Source organism: Streptomyces gamaensis, assembly GCF_042656465.1.
GTDB lineage: Bacteria > Actinomycetota > Actinomycetes > Streptomycetales > Streptomycetaceae > Streptomyces > Streptomyces gamaensis.
In genome coordinates this window covers 49,957-76,802 of the sequence record NZ_JBHSPB010000014.1, presented here as the reverse complement: position 1 = coordinate 76,802, position 26,846 = coordinate 49,957, and the positions used below count along the sequence as shown (strand labels likewise).

Annotated in this window: 25 protein-coding genes; 17 read left to right on the top strand and 8 right to left on the bottom strand. The window is 72.8% G+C overall.

Annotation, left to right across the window (positions count from 1 at the left end):
• Window positions 1-549, top strand: a complete 549-nt coding sequence (locus ACFP1Z_RS22340; RefSeq protein ID WP_390318709.1) for a DUF6542 domain-containing protein — start codon at window positions 1-3, stop codon at window positions 547-549.
• The gene (locus ACFP1Z_RS22335) at window positions 542-2,146 is read left to right on the top strand and encodes an LCP family protein (RefSeq protein ID WP_390318708.1); all 1,605 of its coding nucleotides are present in this window, start codon (window positions 542-544) and stop codon (window positions 2,144-2,146) included. Before ACFP1Z_RS22340 ends, ACFP1Z_RS22335 begins: the two co-directional genes overlap by 8 nt.
• A 34-nt stretch (window positions 2,147-2,180) precedes the next feature.
• Here the strand turns inward: ACFP1Z_RS22335 and ACFP1Z_RS22330 are convergent, their stop codons facing one another.
• On the bottom strand, window positions 2,181-2,495 hold the full coding sequence (locus ACFP1Z_RS22330; protein ID WP_390318707.1) for a putative quinol monooxygenase: 315 nt from the start codon (window positions 2,493-2,495) through the stop codon (window positions 2,181-2,183).
• 34 nt (window positions 2,496-2,529) lie between these two features.
• Window positions 2,530-3,492: a hypothetical protein gene (locus tag ACFP1Z_RS22325; protein ID WP_390318705.1), complete on the bottom strand. Its 963-nt coding sequence runs from the start codon at window positions 3,490-3,492 to the stop codon at window positions 2,530-2,532.
• Window positions 3,493-3,823: 331 nt separating this feature from the next.
• On the opposite strand from ACFP1Z_RS22325, the gene ACFP1Z_RS22320 reads away from it, so the two are divergent.
• From ACFP1Z_RS22320 to ACFP1Z_RS22310, 3 genes are read left to right on the top strand one after another with little or no spacing between them, the layout of a single operon-like run.
• Window positions 3,824-4,276 carry a hypothetical protein gene (locus ACFP1Z_RS22320; RefSeq protein WP_390318703.1) on the top strand — a complete coding sequence of 151 codons (453 nt, stop codon included), beginning with the start codon at window positions 3,824-3,826 and terminating at the stop codon, window positions 4,274-4,276.
• A gap of 22 nt (window positions 4,277-4,298) precedes the next feature.
• Entirely contained in the window at window positions 4,299-5,255 is a 957-nt protein-coding gene (locus ACFP1Z_RS22315; protein ID WP_390318702.1) for a TIGR03557 family F420-dependent LLM class oxidoreductase, read from the top strand.
• Between the two features lie 48 nt (window positions 5,256-5,303).
• The gene (locus ACFP1Z_RS22310; RefSeq protein WP_390318700.1) at window positions 5,304-7,094 is read left to right on the top strand and encodes a thiamine pyrophosphate-requiring protein; all 1,791 of its coding nucleotides are present in this window, start codon (window positions 5,304-5,306) and stop codon (window positions 7,092-7,094) included.
• Window positions 7,095-7,121: 27 nt separating this feature from the next.
• Here the strand turns inward: ACFP1Z_RS22310 and ACFP1Z_RS22305 are convergent, their stop codons facing one another.
• Window positions 7,122-7,943 carry a class I SAM-dependent methyltransferase gene (locus ACFP1Z_RS22305; RefSeq protein WP_390318870.1) on the bottom strand — a complete coding sequence of 274 codons (822 nt, stop codon included), beginning with the start codon at window positions 7,941-7,943 and terminating at the stop codon, window positions 7,122-7,124.
• A 312-nt stretch (window positions 7,944-8,255) separates the two neighbouring features.
• Here ACFP1Z_RS22305 and ACFP1Z_RS22300 point away from each other — a divergent pair, with 312 nt between their 5' ends.
• From ACFP1Z_RS22300 to ACFP1Z_RS22290, 3 genes are all read left to right on the top strand, one after another.
• Entirely contained in the window at window positions 8,256-8,801 is a 546-nt protein-coding gene (locus ACFP1Z_RS22300; protein ID WP_390318698.1) for a cupin domain-containing protein, read from the top strand.
• Between the two features lie 112 nt (window positions 8,802-8,913).
• Entirely contained in the window at window positions 8,914-10,608 is a 1,695-nt protein-coding gene (locus tag ACFP1Z_RS22295) for an FAD-binding oxidoreductase (RefSeq protein ID WP_390318696.1), read from the top strand.
• A 62-nt stretch (window positions 10,609-10,670) separates the two neighbouring features.
• Window positions 10,671-11,432, top strand: coding sequence for an SDR family NAD(P)-dependent oxidoreductase (locus ACFP1Z_RS22290; RefSeq protein ID WP_390318693.1), 762 nt, complete (start codon window positions 10,671-10,673; stop codon window positions 11,430-11,432).
• 77 nt (window positions 11,433-11,509) lie between these two features.
• On the opposite strand, the gene ACFP1Z_RS22285 is transcribed toward ACFP1Z_RS22290, so the two are convergent.
• Window positions 11,510-12,196 (bottom strand): L,D-transpeptidase family protein, encoded by a 687-nt coding sequence (locus ACFP1Z_RS22285; protein WP_390318691.1) that lies wholly within the window; start codon window positions 12,194-12,196, stop codon window positions 11,510-11,512.
• A gap of 173 nt (window positions 12,197-12,369) precedes the next feature.
• On the opposite strand from ACFP1Z_RS22285, the gene ACFP1Z_RS22280 reads away from it, so the two are divergent.
• The gene (locus ACFP1Z_RS22280) at window positions 12,370-12,780 is read left to right on the top strand and encodes a MerR family transcriptional regulator (protein ID WP_390318690.1); all 411 of its coding nucleotides are present in this window, start codon (window positions 12,370-12,372) and stop codon (window positions 12,778-12,780) included.
• 35 nt (window positions 12,781-12,815) lie between these two features.
• On the opposite strand, the gene ACFP1Z_RS22275 is transcribed toward ACFP1Z_RS22280, so the two are convergent.
• Window positions 12,816-13,145, bottom strand: a complete 330-nt coding sequence (locus tag ACFP1Z_RS22275; RefSeq protein ID WP_390318688.1) for a putative quinol monooxygenase — start codon at window positions 13,143-13,145, stop codon at window positions 12,816-12,818.
• An 841-nt stretch (window positions 13,146-13,986) separates the two neighbouring features.
• Between ACFP1Z_RS22275 and ACFP1Z_RS22270 the strand changes: the two genes are divergently transcribed.
• A complete protein-coding gene (locus ACFP1Z_RS22270; RefSeq protein WP_390318686.1) occupies window positions 13,987-15,657 on the top strand; it encodes a glycosyltransferase family 2 protein in 1,671 nt (556 codons plus the stop codon).
• A gap of 82 nt (window positions 15,658-15,739) precedes the next feature.
• Here the strand turns inward: ACFP1Z_RS22270 and ACFP1Z_RS22265 are convergent, their stop codons facing one another.
• A complete protein-coding gene (locus tag ACFP1Z_RS22265) occupies window positions 15,740-16,249 on the bottom strand; it encodes an O-acetyl-ADP-ribose deacetylase (RefSeq protein WP_390318685.1) in 510 nt (169 codons plus the stop codon).
• 559 nt (window positions 16,250-16,808) lie between these two features.
• Here ACFP1Z_RS22265 and ACFP1Z_RS22260 point away from each other — a divergent pair.
• The 3 genes from ACFP1Z_RS22260 (at window position 16,809) to ACFP1Z_RS22250 (ending at window position 20,142) form a co-directional block, all read left to right on the top strand.
• Entirely contained in the window at window positions 16,809-17,687 is an 879-nt protein-coding gene (locus ACFP1Z_RS22260; protein ID WP_390318683.1) for an isocitrate lyase/PEP mutase family protein, read from the top strand.
• A 264-nt stretch (window positions 17,688-17,951) separates the two neighbouring features.
• A complete protein-coding gene (locus tag ACFP1Z_RS22255) occupies window positions 17,952-18,467 on the top strand; it encodes a hypothetical protein (protein ID WP_390318681.1) in 516 nt (171 codons plus the stop codon).
• Between the two features lie 103 nt (window positions 18,468-18,570).
• Window positions 18,571-20,142: a N,N-dimethylformamidase beta subunit family domain-containing protein gene (locus tag ACFP1Z_RS22250; RefSeq protein ID WP_390318679.1), complete on the top strand. Its 1,572-nt coding sequence runs from the start codon at window positions 18,571-18,573 to the stop codon at window positions 20,140-20,142.
• 67 nt (window positions 20,143-20,209) lie between these two features.
• Here ACFP1Z_RS22250 and ACFP1Z_RS22245 read toward each other — a convergent pair whose 3' ends face one another.
• Window positions 20,210-20,737, bottom strand: coding sequence for a hypothetical protein (locus ACFP1Z_RS22245; protein ID WP_390318677.1), 528 nt, complete (start codon window positions 20,735-20,737; stop codon window positions 20,210-20,212).
• A gap of 295 nt (window positions 20,738-21,032) precedes the next feature.
• Here ACFP1Z_RS22245 and ACFP1Z_RS22240 point away from each other — a divergent pair, with 295 nt between their 5' ends.
• From ACFP1Z_RS22240 to ACFP1Z_RS22225, 4 genes are all read left to right on the top strand, one after another.
• Window positions 21,033-22,664 carry a carboxylesterase/lipase family protein gene (locus ACFP1Z_RS22240; RefSeq protein ID WP_390318675.1) on the top strand — a complete coding sequence of 544 codons (1,632 nt, stop codon included), beginning with the start codon at window positions 21,033-21,035 and terminating at the stop codon, window positions 22,662-22,664.
• A 365-nt stretch (window positions 22,665-23,029) separates the two neighbouring features.
• Window positions 23,030-23,455 (top strand): SH3 domain-containing protein, encoded by a 426-nt coding sequence (locus ACFP1Z_RS22235; protein WP_390318674.1) that lies wholly within the window; start codon window positions 23,030-23,032, stop codon window positions 23,453-23,455.
• 361 nt (window positions 23,456-23,816) lie between these two features.
• A complete protein-coding gene (locus ACFP1Z_RS22230) occupies window positions 23,817-24,989 on the top strand; it encodes a hypothetical protein (protein ID WP_390318672.1) in 1,173 nt (390 codons plus the stop codon).
• 49 nt (window positions 24,990-25,038) lie between these two features.
• A complete protein-coding gene (locus ACFP1Z_RS22225; protein WP_390318670.1) occupies window positions 25,039-25,812 on the top strand; it encodes an SDR family NAD(P)-dependent oxidoreductase in 774 nt (257 codons plus the stop codon).
• 81 nt (window positions 25,813-25,893) lie between these two features.
• On the opposite strand, the gene ACFP1Z_RS22220 is transcribed toward ACFP1Z_RS22225, so the two are convergent.
• On the bottom strand, window positions 25,894-26,670 hold the full coding sequence (locus ACFP1Z_RS22220) for a lysophospholipid acyltransferase family protein (RefSeq protein WP_390318668.1): 777 nt from the start codon (window positions 26,668-26,670) through the stop codon (window positions 25,894-25,896).
• Window positions 26,671-26,846: the final 176 nt, after the last annotated feature.

Sequence of the window (26,846 nt, the reverse complement as noted above, 5' to 3'; positions counted from 1 at the left end):
ATGGGTGGACGGCGGACCGAGACCCTGGGGGAGCAGGCGTGGGGACGGGGCGCACAGCCCCGGCCGGCGACGCGTGCTTCGGCCCGGGTACCGGGCCAGAGAGCCGGTCGGCGCCCGTCCGCCGAGACCCACCGGACCCCGGCACGGCGCGCCGCCGCACGCGAGCGGGTACCGCACTCCGGGGCCAGGATCCTCACGGCGGCGGTGCTGCTGGTGGCCGGAGCCGTGGCCGACGAGAGCAGCGGCGACGGACTGGGCTGGATCTTCGCCCTCGCCGCGGCCGCCGCCGCCCTGACGGCCGCCCTGGCCTGCCCCCGGACCAGGACCTGGTGGGCCTTCGCCGCACCCCCCCTGGCGATCGCCGTCGTCGCCGTCGCCGCCCAGCTGCTGGCGGGCTCCTCCGCCCACGGCCGGGGCAGCGCGATGGCCGTGGGCGTGCACTGGGCCATCGACAGCTTCCCCGCCATGGCCGCCGCCGAGGTCGCGGTGCTCGTCGTCGTGACGCTGCGCGCGGTGGCCGGGCGGGGCGGGAGGGGCGGCCATGCGTGACGCCTACCGCGACACCCCCGGCCGCGGCGCGGCCGGCCGCAGGCCCGCCGGACGGCGGCCCGCCCCCCGGCGCTCCGGGCGCCCCGACCGCGCCGCGTCCGTCGCCCGGATCGCGGTCTGCCTCGCCTCCGCGGCCGTGATGGTCACCAGCGGCGTGGGCTGGTTCGCCTACCACTGGGTCAACAACGGGCTGATCACCTCCAGCGCCCTCGACGCCCTGCGCAAGGGCGCACCCCCCAAACTGGACGACTCGGTCAACCTCCTGCTGATCGGCCTCGATTCCCGCAAGGACATGGACGGCAACGACCTGCCCAAGGAGTTCGTCCAGCAGGAACTGCACGCCGGATCCAGCGAGATCGGCGGCTACAACACCAACACCCTGATCCTGATGCACATCCCGGCGGACGGCGGCAAGGTCACCGCCTTCTCGATCCCGCGCGACGACTACGTCGAGATCGCGGGCGGCCGCGGCGAGCACAAGATCAAGGAGGCGTACGGCATCGCCAAGGCGGAGGCCGAGGACAAGCTGGCCGCCCAGGGCGTCAAGGGCGCCGAACTGGAGCACCGCAGCCGCGAGGCGGGCCGCGAGGCCACCCTGGCCACGGTGCAGAACTTCCTCGGCGTGCCCATCGACCACTTCGCCGAGGTCAACCTGCTCGGCTTCTACGACATCGCCAAGGTCGTCCAGCCCGTCCAGGTCTGTCTGAGGAAGCCCGTCAAGGACCGCTACTCCGGCGCCGACTTCCCGGCCGGTCCGCAGGAGCTCAACGCCCGCCAGGCACTGGCCTTCGTACGCCAGCGGCACGGCCTGACCAACGGCGACCTCGACCGCACCCACCGCCAGCAGGCGTTCCTCTCCTCCGTCACGCACAAGCTCAAGGACGAGGGGGTGTGGAGCGACCTGGGCAAGCTCCAGGGCCTGTTCGACGTCGTCAAGAAGGACATCGTCCTCGACAACCGGTGGAACATCCTGGACTTCGCCCAGCAGGCGCCCAACCTCACCGGCGGCAAGGCCGAGTTCCACACCCTGCCGATCGCCGGGTTCGCCAAGCGCAAGGGCGAGGACGTCAACCTCGTCGACGTGGAGAAGGTGCGCTCCCTCGTGCAGTCGATGATCGGGCAGAAGCAGAAGGGCGACTCCGCGCCGCAGTCCTCCGGCGACTCGTCCTCCTCCGCCCCGGCCGTCCCCCCGGACGCCGCCGGGACCACGGTCGACGTGCACAACGCCTCCGGCTCCCGGGGCGGCGCCGCCGCCGAGTCCAAGGCGCTGGCCTCACTGGGCTACACGGCGGGCCAGATCGCCAACGCCCCCACCTCGCACACCACTTCGGTCCGCTACGGCAGCGGTTCCCAGGCGGCCGCCCAGCAGATCGCCTCACGGTTCGGGGTGAGCGCGGCCCCCGACCCCGCCGTCCCGGCCGGGCACGTGCTCGTCACCCTGGGCGTGGGCTACCACACGCAGTCCGCGCCCGAGCCGAAGCCGTCGGACAAGCCCGGCACCCCGGACAGCGCCAAGCCGAGCGATCCCGCCCCGGCCTCCTCGGAGGACTTCCAGGGCCCGTCCGTGAAGATGGGCGGCGTGCCCTGCGTCGACTGAACCTCCCGGCTCCGACGGCGGCCACCGCGCGCCGTCAGAGCCGGCCCTTGTGGACCACCAGGGTCCTCTCGTAGTGCCGCATCTCCTCGATGTCGTCCGCGAAGGGCGCGGTCCCGTCACGGAAGGGCGGGAAGTGCGGTCCGGCACGGAAGCCGTGCTCGTGGTCGGCCACCGAGGTCCACTCGATCCGCAGCACGTAGCGCTGCGGATCCTCCACTCCGCGCGAGAGCTCGTAGCCCACGCACTGCGGGGCGGCGTAGAGGTGGGTGACGGCGGCCGCGTACGCCTTCTCGAAGGCGGCGCGCCGCTCGGGATCGGTGATGCGGTAACGGACGTACTCGACGGTCACAGGGTCCTCCGTTCAAGGGCGGGCGGTGCCCGCGTCAGGCCGTGAAGCCGAGGTGCACATGGTCGTGGTGGGTGTCGTCGGAGAAGAACTGCCCCGCCGCCCCGCCCTCAAGGAGGACCGGCCCGCCGACGTTGTACGAGCCCGCGGCCGCCGCGTCCCGTATGAACCGCTCGATCAGCGGACGCGGCGTGGCCCGGTCGACGACCGCCGCGCCGTCGATCCGCCACACGTCGAAGGCCCGCCCGCGTGGATGGTCACTGGGCCGGTCCGTACCGAACACGTCGAGCGGATGCCCGGACCGCACGACGCTGACGTCCATGCGGTAGCGCTCCGCGAGCCGCAGCATCGCCCGCAGCACACCGGCGTGCACCGCCCCGCTGCGGACGTCCGCCGCGGCGGCCACCGGCAGCCGGATCCGGGGATCGGCGAGCACCTTGCGGGCGTCCTCGGGCAGCGAGGCGGCGGCGGGACCCGGCGCGGCCGGACGCAGCGCGCTCACCGACCAGTCGGGCGCGGCCCGTTCGAGCCGTACGTCCACGGTGGTGCCGCCCGCCGCCACCGGGCCGCCGGCACCGCGCGTCCACTGCCGGCACACCACCAGCACGCTGGCGGCATCGGCCAGGATGCCCCCGTACTGCGCGATGTCGACCTGCAGCGCGGCCTCCTCCGCCCCCGGCAGCAGGCCCCCGGCCTGCGCCACCAGCGCCGGCCCCAGCCCCAGCGCCGCCACCCGCTCCCGGGCCCCCGCCGCACCGCCCCCGCCCGGACGCCAGGCGCCGAGCGCCTCGACCAGCCGCACGGCCCGCTCCTTCACCGCGGGCCGCACATCGGAGGGATCCGGCCGCCACACGGACGTACGCGGCAGCCCGGAGGGGGACGGCGCGGCGGGCGACGTACGGCCACCGCCGCCCGAGCAGGCGGCCGTCAGCAGTCCGGCCGCGCCGAGGGCGAAGGCCCGCCGGCCGGGGCCGGCCGCGCGGTACGGATCGTGGGGCACGCTCCCTCCTTCGCACGGCGGGGCACCGCGGCCGGGTGCGGCCGCGCTCCGAGTCTCCCGCCCGGCCCGGGCCCGCGCACCCGGCGCTGCGCCACCCGGCACGGGCGGCGGCGGACGGGAGTTGACGCCGTCCGGCAGCCCGCCGCGCCGCCTGCCTGGACCGACGCGGGCGGCCCCGCGTCCACGGCGGCGGCCGCGGCCGCGCGTGCTCGGCCGTGCGAGTGATATATCGCCGCACGCTGACGCAGAACGGCGGCGGCCGCACCCGGGGCGCGCGACGATGCCCGGGCGGGGGTTCGTCACGTCCCGGCCCCAGCCCTACCCTTTCCCCTTGCGTGGAGGTGCCGTGTACACCACCGAGCCAGTCGCCGACAGACTCCAGCCGTCCCCCCAGGAGGACCAGCTGGCCGAGGACTACGCCAGCCTCCTCGGCACCGTCTCCCGCATCGACGAAGCCGTGCGCGAGGGCGCGTGGCACGGCGTGCGCGACGAACTCGACCAACTCATCAGCGCCGCCGAGGACATGTGGTCCACCCTCTCCGACCCCGACCCCGACTACAGCGGCGAGGACCCCGAGAGCGACCCCCGCCGCACCCCCGTCAACGCCGACCCGGCGACCGTCCGCCAGCTCGTCGCCGCCTACGCCGAACCCGGCACCGTCACCCGCGCCCTGTACCCCCCGAGCGTCATCACCGACCCGCACCTGCGCGCCGCCGTCGCGGGAGTGGCGGGACCGGAGGATCCCCTCGCCCCGGCGGAGGAACAGCCCGTGAGCCTGCGCTGAACCGCGCCGAGGCGGCCGCGCGATGACAGAGTTCGGATACTTCCTCTCCTGCGAGGAGCACCGCCCGGCCGACCTCGTCGAGCAGGCCAGAATGGCGGAACAGGCCGGCTTCACCTCGCTGTGGATCTCCGACCGCTTCCACCCCTGGACCCCCGCCCAGGGACAGGCGCCGTTCGTCTGGTCCGTCATCGGAGCGATCTCCGAAGCCACCTCACTGCCCGTGCAGACCGCGGTGACCTGCCCGGCCGTACGGCTGAACCCGGTGCTCACCGCGCAGGCCGCCGCCACCTGCGCGGTCCTCCTCGACGGCGGCTTCCGGCTCGGGGTGGGCAGCGGCAAGGCCATCGACGAGCACATCCTCGGCGACCCCTGGCCGCACGAGTCCGTCCGGCTGGAGATGCTGGAGGAGGCCGTGCAGGTGATGCGGCTGCTCTTCGAGGGCGGCCAGGTCAGCCACCACGGCAAGCACTACACCGTCGAGGACGCCCGGCTGTACACCGTCCCCGACGAGCCCGTGCCCATCGACGTCGCCGCGTTCGGGCCGGCGGCGACCGAGGTCGCCGGCCGCATCGGCGACGGCTTCCTGACGATGGTGCCCGACGCCGACGCGGTCGCCCGGTTCCGGCGCAGCGGCGGCGCCACGAAGCTCGCGCTCGGCGGCGTCCGCGTGTGCTGGGGCCCGGACCGGGACGAGGCCGTGCGCGTCGCCCACCGGCTGTGGGCGGTCGACCAGCTGCCGGACGAGCTCCCGCGCGTCCTGCCGACCCCCGAGCACGTCGAGCAGACGGCCGCGCTCGTCCCGCCCGACCGCGTCGCGGCCGGTGTCACCTGCGGCACCGACCCCGACGAGCACATCGCCGCCCTGCGCGCCTTCGCCGACGCCGGCTTCGACCGCGTCCACGTCGGCCAGATCGGCCCCGAACAGCGCGGCTTCTTCGACTTCTACCGCACCAAGGTGCTGCCCGAACTCGCCGAGTGAACCGACGCGACAGGACCCGACAGGACCCGACAGGGCGGAGAGCCGACCATGAGCCAGAAGGTGTCCGACGTCGTCCTGGCCCGGCTGCGCGACTGGGGCGTCGAGCAGGTCTTCGGCTACCCCGGCGACGGGATCAACGCCCTGCTGGCCGCCTGGGAGCGGGCCGGCAACCGGCCGAGGTTCATCCAGTCCCGGCACGAGGAGATGTCGGCGTTCGAGGCCGTCGGCTACGCCAAGTTCAGCGGCCGGCTCGGGGTGTGCGCCGCGACCTCCGGCCCCGGCGCGATCCACCTGCTCAACGGCCTGTACGACGCCTGCCTCGACCACGTGCCCGTGGTCGCCATCGTCGGCCAGACCCACCGGTCGGCCATGGGCGGCTCGTACCAGCAGGAGGTCGACCTGCACACGCTGTTCAAGGACGTCGCCGCCTATTTGCAGACCGTGACCGTCCCCGAGCAGCTGCCCAACGTCCTCGACCGGGCGGTACGCATCGCCTACGCGCGCCGCGCGCCCACCGCCGTGATCGTGCCCGGCGACGTGCAGGACCTGCCCTACACCCCGCCCACGCACGAGGCGCGGATGGTCCCCTCCAGCATCGACCGCAGCGGCTGGCAGGCGGTGCCCTCCGACGAGGCGCTGGCCAGGGCGGCGGAGGTGCTCAACGCCGGGGAGCGGGTGGCGGTCCTCGTCGGCCAGGGAGCGGCCGGGGCCCGGGCCGAGACCGAGGAACTCGCCCACGTCCTGGGCGCCGGGATCGCCAAGTCCCTGCTCGGCAAGGACGCCGTCGGCGACGAACTCCCCTACGTCACCGGAGTGCTGGGAGCGCTCGGCACCCACCCCGCCCACGAGCTCATGCGCGACTGCGACACCCTGCTGACCATCGGCTCGAACTTCCCCTACACCCGGTTCCTGCCGGACTTCGGCCAGGCGCGGGCCGTGCAGATCGACATCGACCCGCAGATGCTCGGCATGCGCTACCCGTACGAGGTCAACCTCACCGGCGACGCGCGCGCCACCCTGCAACGGCTGCTGCCCCTGCTGCACCGCAAGGAGCGGCGCGACTGGCAGGAGCGGATCGCGGCGGACGCCGAGCGCTGGGAGGAGACGATGGCCCGCCGGGCGGCCGAGCCCGCCGACCCCATCAACCCCGAGCACGTCGCCCGGGCGCTGTCCCCGCTGCTGCCCGACAACGCGATCCTCACCTCCGACTCCGGCTCGGTCGCCACCTGGTACGCCCGCCACATCCGCATGCGTGGCACCATGCGCGGCTCGCTGTCGGGCACGCTCGCCACGATGGGCTGCGCGGTACCGTACGCGATCGGCGCGAAGTTCGCGCACCCCAACCGTCCGGTCGTGGCACTCGTCGGCGACGGGGCGATGCAGATGAACGGCATGGCCGAGCTCATCACCGCCGCCAAGTACCACACGCAGTGGGACGATCCGCGGCTCGTCGTCGGGGTGTGGAACAACCACGACCTGGCCCAGGTGAACTGGGAGATGCGGGCGATGAGCGGCTCCCCGCAGTTCCTGCCCTCGCAGGAACTGCCCGACGTCTCCTACGCGGCCTTCGGCCGCACCATCGGCCTGACCGGGATCCGGGTGGAGAGACCCGAGCACGTCGAGGGCGCCTGGCGGCAGGCGCTCGCCGCCGAGGGGCCCGCCGTCGTCGAGTTCCTCACCGACCCGGCGGTCACACCGCTCCCGCCGTACGCCGACCCGGACCGGCCGGCCGACGCCGGGACCGGAGGCGGCGGAGCCCGCGCGGCCGGACAGCGGCACGGACTCAAGGCGAAGGTGCAGGAGTTCCTTCCGGGCGGCACCGGCAGGCCCGCTCGCTGATCAGGCCGTTGGCGGGCCGGTCCGTTTTCAGGGCTGCCCCGGTCGCGCCGCGCGCAGAGCGAACAGGTGCGGGACGCGGGGCGCCTCGTCCGGCAGCCGCCACCAGCCGCCCTCCGCGCGCACCATCGACCCCAGCCGCTGCCACGGCAACAGGTCTGTCTCCCGCAGGAGTTCGACACGCAGGCCCGCGCCGAGCACCGCGCCGACCACGTCACCGAGGCCGTGCCGCCACTCGTAGCTCGTCGTCGCGCCCCGCAGCGGCGGGCCGTCGGTGTAGGTGTACGGATTGTCGGTGCGCAGCGGGCCACGGCCGCCCAAGTAGTCGTGGCGCAGCAGCAGTTCCTCCTCGCCGGGCCGGGCCACCGGGCCGAGCGCGTTGAGCAGCGGGTGGAACTCCACCACGTACAGCCTGCCGCCCGGCCGCAGCAGCGCGCCCACCACCTCCGCCCAGCGCGGCAGGTCCGGCAGATAGCACAGCGCGCCCTTGCCGGTGTACACCACGTCGAACCGCCGCCCGCCGAGCGCCGCCACGGCGTCGTGCACATCGGCCCGTACGAACTCCACGGCGCTGCCCGCCGCGGCCGCGAGCCGGCGCGCCCGGCCGACGGCGGCGGCGGAGAAGTCCAGGCCGACGGTGCGGGCCGCGCCGCGGGCGGCGAACGCCTGGGTCTCGGTGCCCAGATGGCACTGAAGATGCAGCACCTCCCGCCCGTGCAGCGGTCCGAGATCGTCCCATTCGAAGGGCGCGAACCAGTCCTCGGCGGACCGGGAGCCGTCCAGCCCGTAGAACGCGCTGGCCGCGTGGACGGGGGTGCGGGCGTCCCAGTTGCGTTCGTTGGCGTGCAGCATCTCCTCCGTCGAGGGCACATCTGTCGAGGGGACGTCTGTCGAGGGCGTGCCGCCCCGGCCCTTTCGCTGATCTTCCTGTGTCATACGGGCGTTCCTACCCGCGCCCCCGCTTTCCGCACCCGCCTTCCGGGAAATTCGCGACGGGCCGCAGTCGATCACTTACTCAAAACAGTTCGCGGACGGCCCGGTTCCGCAGGCAGAGCGGCCGATTCCGTATCGGCATCGCCGTGTTGTGCTGGGCAGTTGACGGAAGTTTCCCGAAGACATTGCAACAGCCGCCCCCGGTGCGGGATCCTCGGATCCTGTCGGGGTGTGCTGCGCTTCATCGAGGGGGAGGCGAAAATGACGACAGCGCCGCGCGGACGTAAACTTCCCATGGCCGACGACGACATACTGCCGGCCGTGCTGCGGCCGACGGACGGCGAACAGCGGCTGTGGGGAAAAGGCTCTCTGGTAACGGTCAAACTGACCGCGGAACAGACCCGCGGCGCCCTGGGAATGACACACTTCACGGCGGAATTCGGGGAGCGGTCGCCGAGCCACATCCATACGCTCGAAGACGAGATCTTCATGATCAGGAGTGGTGGGGTGCGGGCCACCGTCGGTGAGCGGACCGAACTCCTCGAAGGCGGCAGCGTGCTGTTCCTGCCGCGTGGAATTCCGCACTCCTACGAGGTGGAGAGCGATTCGGCCGAACTGTATGTGCTCACCTGCCCCGGCGGATTCGAGAGGTTCTTTCTGCACGGCGGCTACCCGGTGGAGCTGGGCGAGGCCGCGCCCGTGGGAAACCGCTGGTCGGTGGACCGTACGAAGGAAATCGCGGAGAAACTCGGCCTCGGGATCCTCTGGCAGGACTGACCGCAGGCTGACGTATCGCTGACGCACGACACACGACGCACGCCGTACGACACATGCTGGAAGCGGTACGAGCACACGGAATTGCACCATTCATGGGGGAGAAGCAACAGGCATGCTGAAAAGACGATCCATCCTGGCGGGCGCCGCGGTGGTGGCGACCGCCCTCGGCGCGGGACCGGCCGCCGCCGACCCCTCGGACCCCGCCGGCACGGGGGGCGGCTCACGGCCGCCGGAGTCCGGGGACGGCTCCGGTCCGGCCGGCCGCGCCGTCGTGGTCCTGCCCGGCGACCCGCGCTACGCCGATCTGACCGTCGGCAACAACACGCGCTGGGTGGGCAGGCCCGAGTCCGTGCGGCTCGTGCGCACCACCGAGCAGGTCGTGGACACGGTGCAGGAGGCGGTGCGCGACAAGAAGCGGGTCTCCGTACGCGGCGGCGGCCACTGCTACGCGGACTTCGTCTACAACCCCGAGGTCCAGACGGTCATCGACATGACCACCATGGACCGCGTGTACTACGACGAGCGGCGCAAGGCGTTCGCCGTGGAGGGCGGCGCCACCCTCATGCACGCCTACGAATCCCTGTACAAGGGCTGGGGCGTGGCCCTGCCCGGCGGCATGTGCTACTCCGTGGGCGTCGGCGGGCACATCAGCGGCGGCGGCTACGGCATGCTCTCGCGCCGGCACGGGCTGAGCAGCGACCACCTCTACGCCGTCGAGGTCGTCGTCGTGGACAAGAACGGCACCGCGCGGGCCGTCGTGGCCACCCGCGAACCCGACGACCCCCACCGGGATCTGTGGTGGGCGCACACCGGCGGGGGCGGGGGCAACTTCGGTGTGATCACGCGCTATTGGCTGCGCTCGCCGGACGCGCACGGCAACGACCCGGCCCAGCAGCTGATGCGCCCGCCCAAAGAGGTGTACATCAGCGCCATTTCACTGCCCTGGGACAAGCTCGACAAGCAGGGCTACGCGCGGCTCGTCGCCAACTTCGGCTCCTGGCACGAGCGCAACGGCAGCCCCGACTCGCCCTACGCCGGGCTGTGCAGCTTCCTGATGATGAACCACCGCGCCAACAACAGTGTCGGCGTGCTGACCCAGATGGACGGCACCGTGCCCGGCGCCGAGCGGCTCATCGAATCCTTCCTCGCCGACCTCACCAAGGGGATCGGCGTCGAGGCCCGGCCCCTGGACACGCCCGTGGGCGAACAGGGCCCCATGCCCGACTTCTTCACCCCCCAGCGGATGCCCTGGCTCGCCTCCGTGCGCTTCCTGGGCACCAACAACCCCACCCTCGCCAATCCCACCCTGCGCGGCATCCACAAGTCCGCCTACCTGCGCAAGGGTTTCGACGACGCGCAGATCGCCGCCATGTACAAGCATCTGACGCGCACCGACCTGGCCAACCCCAACTCGATGATCGTGCTGCTCTCCTACGGCGGCAGGATCAACACGGTCCGCCCCGGTGACACCGCCTCCGCCCAGCGCGACTCCCTCTTCAAGGGCCTCTTCCAGAGCTTCTGGCCCGACCGGCGCGAGGACGACCGCAACCTGGCCTGGACCCGCGAGGTCTACACCGACGTCTTCGCCTCCGGCGGCGGCTACCCGGTACCCGGCCCCGCCACCGACGGCTGCTACATCAACTACCCCGACAGCGACATCACCGACCCGGACCAGAACAAGTCCGGCGTCCCCTGGTACACGCTCTACTACAAGGACAACTACCCACGCCTGCAGCGCGTCAAGGCCGCCTACGACCCACGCGACTTCTTCCGCCACTCGCAGTCGATCAGGCTGCCGGAGAAGTAGCCGACGGCAGCGGACACGGGAAGGACATGGAGGACATACAGCGTGAGAAGGAGGAGAACTCGATGAGCCCACAGTTCGCGGGCAAGGTCGCCCTCGTCACGGGCGCCGGCTCCGGGATCGGCCGGGCCAGTGCCCTCGCCTTCGCGCGCCACGGCGCCACCGTGGCGGTCGTCGGCAACGAGCCGCGGTCCCTGGAGGAGACCGTCCACCTGATCGGGGCGGAAGGCGGCAAGGCCGACGCGGTGGTGGCCGACGTCACCCGCCCCGAGGACGTCGAGCGGATGGTCGCCACCGTCGTCGCCCGCCACGGCGGACTGCACATCGCGCACAACAACGCCGGCGTCTTCCCCCGTCCGACACCGCTGGCCGACCTCGAACCCACCACCTGGGACACCGTGTTGGGCGTCAACCTGACCGGCGTCATGCTGTGCATGAAGCACGAGATCGCCCACATGCGCGCCCACGGCGGAGGCGTGATCGTCAACGCCTCCTCCAACATCGGCTTCCACGGACGCCGTCCCGGCATGGCCTCCTACGTCGCCTCCAAGGCCGCCGTCAGCGCGCTGACGAAGGTCGCCGCCCTCGACCACATCAAGGACGGCGTCCGCATCAACGCCGTGAGCCCCGGGGCCTCCAACACCGCGATGTCCTTCCGCCCGGGCGAGAACGAGGACGACCGCGCCCGCCGGCTGGCGGCCACGGTGCCCATCGGCCGGGTCGCCGAGACCGAGGAGATCGTCGCGGCCGTACTGTGGCTGGCCTCGGACGCGGCGAGCTTCGTCGTCGGCCACGACCTGGTCGCCGACGGAGGCATGACCGCCTGAACCGTCGTCGCGACGAGCGATCCGGGTGCGCATCCGGAGCCGGCCGGATGCGCACCCCGTACCGCGCGGAACCGCTCTCAGGTGCCGGGCTTGCGGCCGTAGACGAAGACGGTGTCGCCGTCACGGAGCAGGGACCAGTACGCCCGCGCGTCCTCGGGCCGCATGTTCACGCAGCCGTGGGAGCCCGGTGCCGACCAGACGCTGCCGTCGATCGCGTGGAACGCCTGCCCGCCGTCGAAGAACTGGGCATAGGGCATCGGCACCTTGTAGAGCGTCGAGAAGTGGTCCAGCGAACGCCAGTAGATCTTCCGGACTCCGGTCCGTGTCCCGTAGCCCTCGCGCCCGGTGCGCACGTGCACCGGACCGTGGACCACCTTCCCGCCGTCCTGGATCCAGCTCAGCTGCCGCGTGAGGTCCACGCACGCGATACGCCCCTTGTTCACAGGGCACTTGCCGTCCGCGTCCGGGTCGCGCCGGAGCTCACGCTTCATCAGGCCCCAGGTGACCGGGCCCGCGTAGCCGATCTCCGGGCTGATGCGGTGGTGGTGCTGGAAGGCCCGGATCGCCTCGCAGTCGGCCGGGGACTGACGTCCGTCGGCCGGCCTGCCCAGGAAGCTCTCGACTTCCTTCTGGTACGGCCCGGTTCGCGTCGTGCACCCCGAAGCGGCGGCCTGCGCCGTACCGTCCAGGGCCACCGTCAGCGGCGCGCTCAGCCCCAACGCCCCCAGGAACACGCCGAGTCGGCGCGCTGCGACGCTGTGCATCCTCTGCTTCTTTCTCCCTCTCGTACCCATGACGAGTAAGACCGGTCACCCTGCTCAGGGGTTGCAGGAGGAACGCCCCGAAGCGTCGTCCCGCCCCCGGAGGGCCGTGATCGCGCCCGGTAGACTCCGGCACGGCACCGAGCCGGAAGTCCGCCGGGGGGAGAGGCACGACCATGCGCATGAAGGAGATGGTGCGGCGCACCGGGGTCCACGAGAGGCTGCTGCGCTACTACGAGCAGCAAGGGCTGCTCGCCCCGCGACGGCTGTCCAGCGGCTACCGCGTCTACAGCGAGGCCGACGTCGAGACCGTGCGCCGCATCCGCTGTCTGCTCACCGCCGGGCTGCCGACGGCCCTGATCGCCCGGGTGCTGCCCTGCGTCCGCTCCGACGGCGACCGCCTCGTGCCCACCTGCCCCGACCTGGTGGCCGAACTGCGCCGGGAACGCGAGCGCATCACCGCCGCGATCGCGGAGCTGGAGACCTCCCGCGGCATCCTCGACGACGTGATCACCGCGGCCCCGCACCTGCTCGCCGAGGAGCGCCACGAGGCCGTACCCGCCGTGCCCGCCGCACACGCCGCGTAGCCGCCGGACGGTCCGCCCGCGCGCCGCGGTGCGGACTAGACGTGGCGGGGGGTGAGCTCCGCCATCGCCGACCAGCCGTTGCCCGGCGCCTCGGTGCTGATGATCTGCGGCGTGGTGGCGATGGCGTCGGCCATCGTCTCCATGGCCTCCTTGAAGTGCGCCGAGTTGACGTGGGCGTCGCCCGCCTCGCGGGAGGCGAAACCCTCGACGAGCACGAACTGGTGGGGGTTGTCGACGCTCTTGGACCACTCGAAGAAGAGGTTGCCCGGCTCGTTGCGGGTGGCCTGGGTGAAGTCGTCGACGAGCGCGAGCCAGTCCTCGGTGCGCTCCGGCTTGACGGTCATCTTGACGACGATGAAGATCATCGAAGGTCTCCCTGCGGTGTCGGTGGAGGAGCCGGAGCCGCGCTGAACGGCGCCGGCGGCGGCGGGCCCCGGGCCCGTGCCGCGGTCCACGGTGGTCGATCGGGGGGCGGCGGACGAAGCCGGTACGCGCGCCTTTCCGCCCCTGCCGGAATCCGCCGCGTCCCGGGCCGGTCGTGGTGGGGGCACGGGCGACGGCGTACGGGCCTCGTGTGAGGTTCGGTCCCACAGCCCTCTTCTACCTCCGTCGGCGGCGCCCGGCCCGGCGGCCCCGGCAGGCCGCCCACGGCCCGGCCGCCGGACGACGGGCGGGCCACCGGGACCACCGGGCGCCTCCCGCCCGCCGCAGGCGCAGGTGGGACGGTCCGGCGGCCGTGATCGCCGCCGCTGCCGCCCGCGCGCCGCGCACCCGATGCCCGCTTGTCCGCCGATCGGCTGACGCCGCTCCTCGCTTCGGGCCGCACGGGTGATCGCGGTGGTGTGTTGGGTGCGATCGTCTGATGATCGGTAGTCCGGATTGTTACCTATGGAGGGCTGATGCAGAGATTTGCCCTGTGAGGTTGATGTGCGCTTGTCGGGGTGTCGTGTAGCGGGCGGTACGGACGTGGGGGGCCCGGCCGGGACGGACGGCGGTGACCAACAAGAGGCGGCGACGACATCCTCAACCCTCCTGCCGGTAAAGGCGCGTGACGGAACATCGGATGCGGCGGCGCCGGACACGTCCCGTTTCGACTACGAGGGTTTCAGCCGGCTCGCGGGGGCCTTGGGCGGGGTGCCGGCGGGGCGGCGGTACCGGGTGGGTTTCCGGCGGCTGTGGAGCGGGTGCGGGCGGGCGCGGTGGGGGGTGGGGGCGCTGGCCTGTCTGTCGCCGCTGGTGTCGTCGGCGCTGCTGGCCTGGCTGTTCTGGCCGGAGCACTGGGTGGTGCGCGGCGGGTGGGTGGGCTGGGTGGACGGGGCGGTGCTGGTGTGCGTGGGGCTGGTGGAGGTGTTCCGGCTGGTGGGGGTGGTGTCGGTGGCGCACGCGTCGTGGGCGGCGTGCGACCCGGTGCCGGTGGCGGCGGCGCCGGGCGGCCGGGTGGCGCTGTGCACGAGCTTCGTGCCGGGCAAGGAACCCCTGTCGATGGTGGAGGCGACGCTGCGGGGGGCGGTGGGGGTGGGGTACGAGGGCGGGGTGGTGGACGTCTGGCTGCTCGACGAGGGCGACGACGCGGAGGCCCGGGCGCTGTGCGCGCGGCTGGGGGTACGGCACTTCTCGCGCAAGGGGGTGGCGCGATGGAACTGCGGCTCGGGGCGGTTCCGGGCGCGGACGAAGCACGGGAACTACAACGCCTGGCTCGACGAGCACGGCGACGACTACGACTTCGTGGCCTGCGTGGACACCGACCACGTTCCCCTGCCGTGCTTCCTGGAGCGGATGCTGGGCTATTTCCAGGACCCCGACGTGGCCTTCGTGGTGGGGCCGCAGGTGTACGGGAACGCGGTGGGCGGCGTGGCCCGGGGGGCCGAGTCGCAGCAGTTCGTCTTCCACGCCCTGGTGCAGCGGGCGGGGAACCGCTACGGGGTGCCGATGCTCGTGGGCACCTCGAACTGCGTGCGGGTGGGCGTGCTGCGGCAGGTGGGCGGGCTGTACGACTCCATCACCGAGGACCTGGCGACGGGGCTGGAGATCCACCGGCGGCGCAACCCCCTGACGGGGCGCCGGTGGCGCGCGGTGTACACGCCGGACGTGCTCGCGGTGGGGGAGGGGCCCTCGTCGTGGACGGACTTCTTCTCGCAGCAACTGCGGTGGTCGCGAGGGACGTTCGAGACGCTCTTCGGGCAGTTCTTCCGGGTGGTGTGGTCGCTGTCCCCGGGAAGGCTGTGGAACTACCTGCTGCTGATGTCCTTCTATCCGATGGCCGCGCTGACCTGGGTGCTGGGCGGGGTCGCGTGCGTGTGCTTCCTCGTCCTGGGCGGGGCCGGACTGGCGGTGCCCTGGCAGGTGTGGCTGATGTGGTACGGCGACGCGGTCGTCCTCCAGGTGGCGCTGTATGTGGTCAACCGCCGGCACAATGTCTCGCCGCACGAACGCCTGGGGTCGTGGGGCGTGGTGGGGATGGTGATGTCGGCGCTGGCGGGCCCGCTGTACGCGCGGGCGTTGGGGCAGGCGCTGCTGCGGCGGCGCCCCGGTTTCGTGGTCACCCCGAAGGGGGACTCGGCCTCGCCCGACGGCGTGCGGACCTTCCGCTGCCACCTGGGGTGGTGCCTGCTCTTCGCCGGGTGCCTGGCGGCGTCGTGGGTGTGGGGCCGCGGAGTCGCGGTGATGCGGGTGTGGGGCACGGTGGCGCTGGTGACGGCGCTGGTCCCGGTGACCGTGTGGGGAATGGGACGGATGCGGGAGTGGTGGCGGACGAGCGGCGCGAGGGAGGCGGTGGGCAACGGCCTGGAGTGGCTGGGCGGAGGCGTGGTGGCCGGGGAGGGGGTCTCGCGTCCCCTGGGGCAGCGCGGCCGCAGCGGAGGCGAGCAACTGCCGTGACCCAGGCGTCCGTCCGAAGTCGGACGGGCCGGCGCACCGGTGCGGCGAAGGACGGCACAGCGGCACCGCCGCCGCTTCGCCGTCAGCGCTGCTGCGCGGCGAAGGCCGTGTAGGCGTCCTCGCCGAAGAGGACGAAGCGCACCTCCGTGACGGCCGTGTCCGTGGTGCGGACCGCTTCCATGGCGATGCGTGCCGCGTCGTCGAGCGGCCAGCGGTAGACGCCGGTGGAGATCGCGGGGAAGGCGACGGTACGGGCGCCCAACTCGTCGGCGACGCGCAGGGATTCGCGATGGCAGGAGGCGAGCAGGCCGGACCGATCCTCCGTGGCGGACCACACCGGGCCGACCGTGTGGATGACCCACCGCGCGGGCATCCGGCCCGCGGTCGTGGCCACGGCCTGCCCGGTGGGCAGCCCCTTGCCCCAGTGCGAGGCGCGCAGTGCCCGGCACTCCGCCAGGATCTCGGGGCCTCCGGCGCGGTGGATCGCGCCGTCGACACCCCCGCCGCCGAGGAGGGAGGAGTTCGCCGCGTTGACCACGGCGTCGACCTGCTGCCGGGTGATGTCCCCACGGACGAGGGTGATGGTGGTCATGGGGTCATTGTCGGGCACGGAAGGCCGGAAGTCCTTCCGTGGCCTATGCAGTTGAGTCGCGTTCCGGGAGGGGCGGCCGTGGTCGTCCGGGAGCCGCACTGGTGCGCCGACGGCGGATAGAGGGGAGTGACGCCGTGTGCGTTGGTGAATCCGAGTGGCTCGAAAACGTCGCACGAGTAGCCATGTTTACCTGACATATATTGCTGCATGACCATTGCTTGACTATGTTTTGGGGTCGGTGGCCGGACACCGGAGGGTCAAATCCCCTCCGTGTACGGCCGCCTGGCGCCGACGATCGTGGAAGAAGCAAAGGTCAACGCCTGTTTCAGGCGACTGTCGTCCAGTGTTCACTGCGAGTGCGAACAGCGGTCGCCGGTGTTCGACAGGCTTCGGTCGCGCGGCAGTACCGAGTCAAGCATCCGAAACCAGCAACGAAAGGGCCCGGGACACCTCGTGCCCCGGGCCGCCCGGCCCGTGAACCTCCCGTACCGGCGATGTGCTGTGGCAGTAGCGAGCCGGTACGGCGGCATCGACGCAACCAGTTCTTCGGAGGGTACTTGTGAACCACCCGGATCGGCTACGCAGCGCCATCGCCGCGGACGGCACGACACCCCTCATAGGTGTCTTCGACATGTTCTCCGCCTCCGTCGCGGCCCAGCACTACGACGGCCTGTTCGTCTCGGGATTCGGCTTCGCCGCGTCCCACTACGGCCTGCCGGACATCGGCTTCATCGCCTGGCCCGACATCGTCGCCTTCGTCCAGCGGCTGCGACTGGCCTTCCCCGCACAGCACCTGCTCGTCGACATCGACGACGGCTACGTCGACCCCGAGACCGCCTGCCACACCGTGCAGCAGCTGGAGGCGGCAGGCGCCTCCGGGGTGATCCTGGAGGACCAGCAGCGCCCCCGCCGCTGCGGCCACGTCGACGGCAAGCGGATCCTGCCCCTCCAGGAATACCTGGACAAGCTCGACATGGTCCTCGCCTCGCGCCGCGACCTGGTGGTCGTGGCGCGTACCGACGCCACCGAGGAGGCCGAGATCCTGCGCCGCGCCAAGGCGCTCGCGGCCACGGACGCCGATGTCCTGCTGGTCGACGGAGTGCGCAGCGTCGACTGGATCCGCAAGGTCCGCGACGTCATCGGCGACAAACCACTGCTGTTCAACCAGATCGCCGGCGGCAAGTCCCCGCGCCTGTCGCTGTCGGAACTGGACGCGCTCGGCGTGGACGTGGCCATCTACAGCACACCGTGCCTGTTCGCCGCCCAGACCGCGATGGACACCGCGCTGGCCGCCCTCAAGGAGGAGGACGGCAGGCTGCCCGTGCACACCCCCTCCAGCGTGGGCGTCGCCGAGTGCCTGTCGCTCCTGGAGCGCAACATCAGCCGCCACCACGGCCGTTCGGCCCGGCCGCGGGAGACCGCCGCGGCCCTCCGCTGAGGTCCGTACGCCGGACACGTCCCGGGGCCCTGCTGAAACGTATCCGCGGATCCGGCAGGGCTCGCGGGAGCCGGGCGTCAGCATAGATCCACCGCAATTGCCGGAAATTCTCGGGGGATTCGCCCATTTACGGGATCTCCCAGCATTCATGGTGCTTTATCGCCTTGTTCCTCCCAGGATGGACTCGCGCGTCGTCGGCACGGGAGAACCGGCAGCTCCCGTACGGGCGTCGCGGGCGTGCACCCGACTCCTGGAAGGCATCCCATGAAGCTCGTGTCGGTCGCTCTCGCCCTGGCCGCTGCCGCCGTGCTCCCGGCCACCGCCCTCACCACCGCCGGCGGCGCGGCGGCAGCCCAACCCCCCGTCGTCCAGCAGACGTCCACCGACCCCGCCGACCAGGCGGCCGGTCACTCCCCGCTGTGCCCGGCAGGGCAGCACACCACCGACGGCGCGCGGACGGGCGAGCCGGAACGTGACCACGACGCCCGGCCGTTCCCCGGTACCGACGGGGCCGCCTGGAACGCGTCCCCCGGACCGTATCCCGGAAGCCGCCCCGACGGCGCGGGCTGCGCCCCGGGGGACGACGCCCGGCTCGTCCCCCGGGGCGGGATGGGCGCGTGGACCAAGTCCCTGCGGCGCACACCGGCGGACCGTATGGCGCAGCCCTCCTGGGCGGACCGGTTCTCGGCGCGCATGCCCACCGCCAGGCCGTCGGCACGTCCCGCCGAGCAACGGCGGCGGCCCGCCTGCCGCTGCGCCTCCTTCGTCCGGATGGCGTAGGACCGCACGGCCGGATCCACCGCGCCGCTCGCCCCGCAGCGGCATCCGGACCGGCCGGGCAGCGGTTGCGGCGCCGGGAGCGTCCGTGCCCAATGGGACGGACATGTCCAGGCAGTCAGCGAACCGCCCGTCGTGGAACCGCCGCGACTTCCTCGGCGCGACCGCGGCGGCGGGTGCCGGAGCCCTCGCCGCGGGGTGCGTCCCGGGCCGCGACGAGCAGGCCCGTACGGGCGCGGCGGGGGCGCTGGACGTCGCCGCCGAGAACCGGCGGCCCGGCGACCACGACTGGGGCCTGCGCAGGCGCGGGCCCGACCGGGCCGTCGAGGGGTACGCCGACCGCGCGAGCGTCCTGCCCGGACAGACCCTGCGCCTGCACGTCTCCACCACGGCCGCGGGCTTTCGCGCCGAGGCCTTCCGCATGGGCTGGTACGGCGGCGCGCAGGCCCGGCGCGTGTGGACGTCGCAGCGGCTGCCCGGCACCGTCCAGCCCGTACCGTCCGCCGCCGGCGCCACGCGCACCGTCCTGCCCGCGTGGCGGCCCTCGCTCGAAGTCCCCACGCGGGGCTGGCCGGAGGGCGCGTATCTGATCCGGCTCACCGCCGACTCCGGCGAGCAGCGCTACGTCCCCCTGGTCGTCCGCTCGGCGAGCACGCGCGGCCGGCTCGTGCTCGTCCACGCCGTCGCGACGTGGCAGGCGTACAACACCTGGGGCGGCCACAGCCTCTACCACGGCCCCGGCGGCAAGGGCGACTACGCGGGCCGCTCGCTCGCGGTCACCTGCGACCGCCCGTACGACGACGACGGCGCGCCGCTGTTCACGACCTACGAGCAGCCCGCCGTGGCCCTCGCCGAACGGCTGGGACTGCCGCTGGCCTACGTCACCTCCATGGACCTCGACAGCGACCCGCAACTGTTGCACGGGGCCCACGGCGTGGTCTCCCTCGGCCACGACGAGTACTGGACACCCGCGATGCGCGCCCGCGTCACGGCCGCCCGCGACGCGGGCACCAACGTGGCGTTCCTGGGCGCCAACGCCTGCTTCCGCCGTATCCGCCTGGAGCCCGCGGACACCGGTGACCGCCGCCTGGTCGTCTGCTACAAGACCGACTGGGCACACGACCCGATGCGCGGCAAGGACGACGCGGCCGTGACCACGGACTGGCGCGAACCCCCGGCCGCGGCCCCGGAGAACGCGCTGACCGGCACCCTGTACGAGTCGAACCCCGCCTCGGCGGACTACGTGGTCACCGACCCCGGCCACTGGCTCCTGGCAGGCACCGGCGCCGGCCGGGGCACCGCCTTCGCGCATCTGGTGGGCACCGAGTACGACCGCGTCACCTCCGCCCCCGCCACACCGCGTCCCATACAGGTCATTGCCCACTCCCCGCTCGTGTGCCGGGGCGTGCGCAGTTTCGCGGACTCCGCGTACTACAGCACGGCGAGCGGGGCCGGGGTCTTCAGCACCGGGACGATGCGCTGGGTGGAGTCCCTCACCGGGGACGGGAGTCACGGGATACCGCCGGTCACCGCGCGCTTCACGGGCACCGTCACCGCGAACCTCCTGCGCGCCTTTGCCGCCGGACCGGCCGGACGCGCGCACCCGGCCGAGGACAACCTCGACTCCTGCCACCCCTACGACGGCGATCCCATCCAGTCCCGGCGCGACCTGTGGTGAGCCGGAGCCCGCCGCGCGCGGACGTACGGGCTGCGCGGACGCGAGGGCGGCGCGGCGGGCGGGGAGGTCAGCCGAGGCCCAGCTTGTCCAGGGCCGTGGTCCAGTCCGTGGCGATCGCGCTGCGGGCGTCGTCCAGCTTCGCGTCACCGTCGCAGACGGCCCGCTTGAGCCGGTTCTCGACGGTGTCCTTGTCCTCGGCCGGCTGCGAGCCGTAGCGCGGCTCGGGCCACAGGTTCTTCGGATCGCGGGGCGCACCGCCGAGTTCGAGCGGCACGAGGTGGTCCTCCTCGTAGTCGGCGGTGTCGGTGTCGCTGTAGCCGTACTCGTGGATCTGCCGGACCTTCAGCGCGTTGGTGTAACTCGCCGGAGGCCGCACCGTCTTGGTCCAGCCGGGGGTGCAGATCGTTGAGCCGATCGTGTCCTGCGTGACGTCCGGGTTGTAGGCCCCGGGCTGGCAGGAGGAGTCGGGCAGCGGCAGGCGCGACTGCGAACAGGCTGTCGCGGCGCGGGCGGTGCCGGTGGTGAGGGCGAGCCCGCCGGCGGCGAGCGCGAGGGCCGCGGCACAGGCCGCGGAGCTGCGTATGAACGGTCGCATGGCGACTCCTGGGACGTGGGGGGTTGAAGTCCCGGCATGTGCCGGGTTGTTGATGGCATGACACCACCTCGTCGTCTATGCGGGTAGAAGCGTGCGGTGAACAACAGATGACCTTCACGTCTCCTTGGCCGGATGCGGATATTCCTTGCCGGGGGTGCGGCGGAGGCGTCGGCGACAACACGGAGAGTGACGAAAACCCTCGCGTGGGTGATGGCGGTGGGGCAGCCGAGGGCGTGATCCTGGGTCCAAGGGTTCGAAGAGCGGGTCGGCAGGATGCCAAGAGGGGGGAATCCGCGTGTTCGCACGGATCGGTGTGTTCTCAGGGATCAGACGGCGCAGGGGGCTGCGCGGCGCTGTCGCGGCAGTCGTGGCCGCGCTGGTGCTCGGCGGTGTGAGCGGTGCGCCGACGGCTGCCGCCCGGGAGGGCGCCGAGTGCCGGGCGGCGACGTCGCTGGGCCGGGTGCAGGGGGCGGCGCAGGGGCGCACGTGCTCCTACTTCGGCCTTCCGTACGCGGCACCGCCCGTCGGCGACCGGCGCTTCCGCCCGCCCGCACCGGCCGCCCCGTGGGGCGGCGTTCTGCAGGCCGGCATGGCGAAGCCGCCGTGCCCGCAGGACCTCACCGACGGCGACGGCAGCGGCGTCGAGGACTGCCTGCACGTGAACGTCTGGGCGCCGAGAAGCCCCGGTGGCCACCGGCCCGTCATGGTCTTCCTGCACGGCGGCGAGGACATCTACGAGTCCGCGAGCGACGCGCTGGACAACGGCGCGGACCTGGCCGCCAGGGGCGACGCCGTCGTGGTCTCGGCCGATTACCGGCTCGGCATCCTGGGCTGGACGGAGCTCGGCGGACTGGACCCCGCCTACACAGGATCCGGCAACAACGGCCTGCGTGACGAGGTCGCCGCGCTGACCTGGGTGCGCGACGAGATCCACGCCTTCGGCGGGGACCCGCGCAACGTCACGGTCTTCGGCCAGTCGGCGGGCGCCATCTCGATCGACGCGCTGCTGGCCGGGAACCACCCGGAGCGCCTCTTCCGCCGCGCGATCGCCGAGAGCGGCCCCGCCATCGCGGTGCGCACCCGGCGGTCCGCCGAGGCCTACGCCGCGCAGGTCTTCACCGCCGGTGGCATCCGTCGGCTGTCCGAGCTGCGGGGCCTCGGCACCCGGCAGATCCTGGAGCTCCAGAAGAAGGCCCGGGCGGCTTTCCCCGGACTCGCGGGCTCCGTCTTCTTCGGCCCGTATGTCGACGGCGCGTTGGTGCCGGGCCCGGTCCTGGAGCGGATCGCCGCCGGAAGCGCCCGTGCTGTCGACGTGATGGTCGGCACCAACACCAACGAGACGGACTTCTGGGCCCTGTTCGACCCGCGCGCGCTGGAACTCCCCCTCAACGCCTACCGTTTGTTCCCGCCCGTACTCGCCGACCGCAAGCAGCGCATGTACGAGATCTACGCCGCCGACCGCCCGGGCCTGAAGGAGGGGCGGGTGGTGAACGCGATGCTCACCGATCAGTTCATGCGGATCCCCGCGCTGCGGCTCGCCGAGGCGCAGTCCCACTGGCGGCCCGCGCATGTGTACCAGTTCGACTGGCATGTGCCCTACGTCCAGGGAGCGCCCGACGCCGAGAACCTCGGCGCCATGCACCAGTTGGAGATGCCCTTCGTCTTCGGCAACCTCGACCTGCACTGGGTGCCGCGCGGACCGGAGACCGTCGCCGCGCAGCGGCCCGCTCTGACGGGGCTCTCGCACGCCATGATGGACGCCTGGACGTCCTTCGCCCGGGCGGGCGCCCCGGGCTGGCCCGCCTACCGCGCGCCGCACCGGGCCACGATGATGTGGGATCTGCGGCCGCATGTCGAAGGCGCGCCGAGGGACAACGAGCGCGCCCTGTGGGACGCCTACTCCTTCCCCGCCTGGGACTACCCCTGACGGCCTGAGGCCTGACGGGCTGACGGGCTGACGGGCTGACGGGCTGGCGGCCCGGTGCGGTCGTCGGCCGGGCGCGGCGCGTGGTCCCGCACGCTGCCGTGATGCGGCGTGCGGGTGGCCGTGTGTGCGCTGTGCGGGTGGTTCGCGGTCGTCGGAGGCGTGTTGGGAAGTAACGCGCTTTCAGTAATGGTTGGGTCGGGCTCCCGTTGGTGGTCCTGTGGTTGGGAGTGATCTGTATGTCGTGGTGGCGTGCGTGTGGCCGGTGGGGCGTCGTCGGTGGGGTCGCTGTGGGGGCCCTCAGCGGCGTGGCGCCGGCCCAGGCCGGTAGCGGGGTCCCGGTCGTCCCGGGGCGGCCGTTCGGCACGGTGGTCAGCACATCGGGGGTCAACGAGCGGACGTACCCGAGCACGGACGCCTCGGTGCGCGGCGTCCTCGCGCGAGGCCAGCGCATCGGGCTGCGCTGCAAGGTCCGGGCGCAGAACATCGGGCCGCACGACACGTGGTACCTGCTGCGGGACCGCACGACGTGGGTGTCCGCGGCGCACGTCTCCCCGACGGGAGCCGTTCCGCTGTGCCGCGAGGTCAGCCGCCCGGCGCCGGAACAGCAACAGGGCGTCCAGCAGCCGCAGCAGCAGAACGCGCAGCCCCGGCAGCAGCAGAGCACCCAGCCCCGGCAGCAGAACATGAGGCCGCGGCAGCAGCAGGGCGCGCAGCCGCACATGCGCTCCGCCGAGTCCCAGCCGGACGGTGCCCAGCCGCACATGGGGTCCGAGGCCCCGCCGGAGGGCTGATCTTCCCGGGCGGCCGGTCAGGAGGGCACCCTCCTGACCGGCCGCCCGGCTGTGTCCGCCGGGAATCCGTGCCCACGGAGTGCGGATTGGGATGATATAGGGGGACATGGGGGACGGATGACTCCTGAGTGCTTTGTCGGCTGGAGTGGTTCTTGACGGGTGCGCGGTCCGTGAACACGGTGGTGGGCCTCTAGAGTTGCTGTGCGGTGAAGTGCTGCTGTGACCGTGGGGTATGCCGATGCCCGGGGCGACGGCCGGTGGGTGCGCTCGCTCGGCGGGGGCGTGTGGGAGGGGCGTGGTGGGTCTTTCTGCTCGGGGTTGTGTGCTGCTGCTGGACGGGGTCGCCGGGAGACGCAAAGGGGTGGGGCCGAGTCCGACGGCGCACGCGCTGGCCGGCGCGAACCCGCGCCGCTTCCTGGCGGCGGAGTCGGTCGACGTGGTGCAGCTGCCCGCCATGGAGGGGCCGCAGAGCGTGCTCGCGTATCTGCAGCACGCCGCGGCCGGGCAGGGCCCGCTGCTGGTGTGGGTGACCGGGCAGCTGATGGTGCCCTCGCGGCGGGGCGGCGGACTGCATCTCGCCCTGCGCGAGAGCACCCCCGCCACGGTCCGGTACACCGGACTGCCCTGGGCGTGGCTGACCCGGACGCTGTCCGCCCACGCCGGCCCCGCGCTGCTGATGGTCGACGCCGAGGCCGACGCCGGTGTCTGGCCGCACGCGGCGGAGGCCGTGCGGGACGGACGCGTCTTCGAGGGCGTGCCGGTCTTCGGCGTCATCACCGAGGCGGGAGCCGAGCCGGCGAAGGAGGCGGGCCCCTACACCCGCGCCTTCCTCGACTGCCTGCGCGCCGGCGACCCCACGGCCGGTCCCGTGCTCGACGTGCGCGCCGTGCACCAAAAGGCCCTGGCCGAGGGGGAGTTCGAGGGCAGGATGCTGGCCGTGCAGTACGGCCTGCCCGGCCCGGTCCTGGCCAACCACGGGGAGGGCGGCCCCCCGCGCGTACCGGCGGCGGAGGCCGGCGGGGCGTCCGTACCGGCGCGTCCCGCCGGTCCCGCCCGCGTGCCGGCGGAGCAGGGCGTGCCCGGGCCGGAGGCGGTGCCGTCCTCCCGGGACGGGATACTCGCGGAGATCCTCGCCGCCGCGCACGCCGGGCGGCACAACGAGGCCGCCGCGATGGCCGCGGCCTGGGAGCAGCACTCCCTGCGCCGTTCCGGTCCGGACAGCCCGGAGGCGGGGCTGTGGACCGAGGTGCGCGCCGATCTCGCCCGCCTCGCGGGCGACCACGCGCGGGCCGCCGAGCTGTGGATGGCGGCGGTCCGCGGACGGCTGGCGCGCGGCGGGGCGCGGGAGTCCGAGACCCTGGCCGCCCTGAAGCGAGCGCACTACTGCTGGCAGCACAGCGGTCCGCGGGCCGTGCCCCTGGCACCCTCGCTGCTGGCGCTGTGGGAGCAGGTGCCCGGCGCGGAGGGAGCCGCCGCCGACATCCGCGCGCGGCTGCGGGAGTGCCAGGACGCCCCGCCCACCACCGCGCGGTGACCGGGAACCCGGTGCCCGGGCCGGTGTACCGGGATGGGATGATTTGACCATGGTTGAACGTCAAGGTCTTCTGTGCGGCAAAGTTGTTCTGGTCACCGGCGCGAGCAGCGGCATCGGTGCGGCCTCCGCGAAGGTGTTCGCGCGGGAGGGGGCGGCGGTGGTCCTCGCCGCCCGCCGCGTGGACCGTCTCACCGGACTCGTCGACGAGCTGCGGGGGGCGGGGACCGACGCCGCGTACGTGGAGACGGACGTGCGCAGCTCCGCCGACGCCCAGCGCGCCGTCGACTTCGTGCTGGAGCGGCACGGCCGGCTGGACGCGGCCTTCAACAACGCGGGCATCGGCTGGGATCAGGAGCCGATGCACCTGATGAAGGACGACGCCTTCGACGCGCTGATGGACACCAATGTGCGCGGTGTGTGGAATCTGCTGCGGTGCGAGCTCGCGGCGATGAAGGAGAACCCGTCCGGGGGCTCCATCGTCAACAACAGCAGCGTCGCGGGCCTGCAGGCGATCCCGGCCGCCGCGCCGTACATCGCCTCCAAGCACGCGGTGATCGGGCTGACGAAGGCCGCCGCGGCCGAGTACGCGGCGTGCGGGATCCGGGTCAACGCGGTGGCGCCGGGGACGACGCGCAGCGAGATCATCGCCGGCTGGTTCGAGCGGAACCCGGAGATCGAGCCGGAGCTGCACCGGCTGACGCCGCAGGGGCGCACGGCGGACCCGGAGGAGATCGCCCAGGCCGCGGCCTGGCTGTGCAGCGACCGTTCGTCGTTCGTGACGGGCGCGGTCATGCCCGTGGACGGCGGGTTCACCATCGTCTGACCGGGCCCCGGTTCCGCTCGCGGAACGGTGCGGCGTCCCGGCCCGCGACGGGCCGGGACGCCGCACGTGCGTGTGCCGTGCTCAGGCCGCCGCGGGCCGGTCGTCGTCGGGGTACGGGTGCGGGGCGTCGGCGGCGGGGCGGGTGCCCCATTCACGGGCCGCGCGGTCGGCGGCCGTCTCCCCGCGCAGGGCCGCCTTGGCCTCGGCCGCGTAGGTGTCGACGTACTCCTGTTCCGACAGCTTCAGGATCGCGTACATGATCTCGTCCGTGACGGCGCGCAGCACGGCGCGCTCGTCCTCCAGCCCCTGGTAGCGGGAGAAGTCCAGCGGCTTGCCGAAGCGGATGGTGATGGGGACGAGACGGGGCAGGAGCCGTCCCGCCGGCTGTGCCTCGAAGGTGCCGATCATGGCGCAGGGGACGACGGGCGCACCCGACTTGAGCGCCATGGAGGCCACCCCGACCTTTCCCTTGTACAGCCGCCCGTCGTGCGAGCGGGTGCCTTCCGGGTAGATGCCCAGCAACTCGCCCTTGTCCAGGATGCCCAGGGCCGTGTCGACGGCGGCCTGTGCGGCCTCCTTGCCGGAGCGGTCCACCGGGATCGCCCTGATGCCGCGGAAGAACGCCGCGGTGAGGCGGCCCGTGAGGCCGGGTTTGGTGAAGTATTCCTGTTTGGCCAGGAAGGATATCTGGCGCTTGACCATCACCGGCATGAGGAAATGGTCGGAGAACGACAGATGGTTTCCCGCGATGATGGCCGCACCGGTGTCGGGAACGTATTCCCGTCCTTCCACCCGCGGCCGGTACAGCCACCGCAACAGCGGTATGAGTACGACCGACTTGAACACGCTGTAGAACATGTCAGTGAGTCCCTCTGCCCGACGGCCCCCGTCTCGCGGACGCACGCTAGCCGTCCGCGGGGATCATGGGGAGAGGGACTATTGAGCCATTTCGCGGCGCTGCCCGCCCGCGCTCGCGGCGGACGGCAGGGGCCCACCTGTGGGCGGTCCGGTGCAGGTCAGCCCCTGTCGAGGGG

Bases quoted from the DNA above. Each gene is read 5' to 3' on its own strand.
- ACFP1Z_RS22310 (WP_390318700.1), top strand. From the start codon at position 5,304: ATGAGCCAGAAGGTGTCCGACGTCGTCCTGGCCCGGCTGCGCGACTGG.
- ACFP1Z_RS22285 (WP_390318691.1), bottom strand. From the start codon at position 12,196: ATGCACAGCGTCGCAGCGCGCCGACTCGGCGTGTTCCTGGGGGCGTTG.
- ACFP1Z_RS22340 (WP_390318709.1), top strand. From the start codon at position 1: ATGGGTGGACGGCGGACCGAGACCCTGGGGGAGCAGGCGTGGGGACGG.
- ACFP1Z_RS22335 (WP_390318708.1), top strand. From the start codon at position 542: ATGCGTGACGCCTACCGCGACACCCCCGGCCGCGGCGCGGCCGGCCGC.
- ACFP1Z_RS22245 (WP_390318677.1), bottom strand. From the start codon at position 20,737: ATGCGACCGTTCATACGCAGCTCCGCGGCCTGTGCCGCGGCCCTCGCG.
- ACFP1Z_RS22275 (WP_390318688.1), bottom strand. From the start codon at position 13,145: ATGATCTTCATCGTCGTCAAGATGACCGTCAAGCCGGAGCGCACCGAG.
- ACFP1Z_RS22295 (WP_390318696.1), top strand. From the start codon at position 8,914: ATGCTGAAAAGACGATCCATCCTGGCGGGCGCCGCGGTGGTGGCGACC.
- ACFP1Z_RS22265 (WP_390318685.1), bottom strand. From the start codon at position 16,249: ATGACCACCATCACCCTCGTCCGTGGGGACATCACCCGGCAGCAGGTC.
- ACFP1Z_RS22280 (WP_390318690.1), top strand. From the start codon at position 12,370: ATGCGCATGAAGGAGATGGTGCGGCGCACCGGGGTCCACGAGAGGCTG.
- ACFP1Z_RS22315 (WP_390318702.1), top strand. From the start codon at position 4,299: ATGACAGAGTTCGGATACTTCCTCTCCTGCGAGGAGCACCGCCCGGCC.
- ACFP1Z_RS22220 (WP_390318668.1), bottom strand. From the start codon at position 26,670: ATGTTCTACAGCGTGTTCAAGTCGGTCGTACTCATACCGCTGTTGCGG.
- ACFP1Z_RS22255 (WP_390318681.1), top strand. From the start codon at position 17,952: ATGAAGCTCGTGTCGGTCGCTCTCGCCCTGGCCGCTGCCGCCGTGCTC.
- ACFP1Z_RS22305 (WP_390318870.1), bottom strand. From the start codon at position 7,943: ATGCTGCACGCCAACGAACGCAACTGGGACGCCCGCACCCCCGTCCAC.
- ACFP1Z_RS22225 (WP_390318670.1), top strand. From the start codon at position 25,039: ATGGTTGAACGTCAAGGTCTTCTGTGCGGCAAAGTTGTTCTGGTCACC.
- ACFP1Z_RS22290 (WP_390318693.1), top strand. From the start codon at position 10,671: ATGAGCCCACAGTTCGCGGGCAAGGTCGCCCTCGTCACGGGCGCCGGC.
- ACFP1Z_RS22250 (WP_390318679.1), top strand. From the start codon at position 18,571: ATGTCCAGGCAGTCAGCGAACCGCCCGTCGTGGAACCGCCGCGACTTC.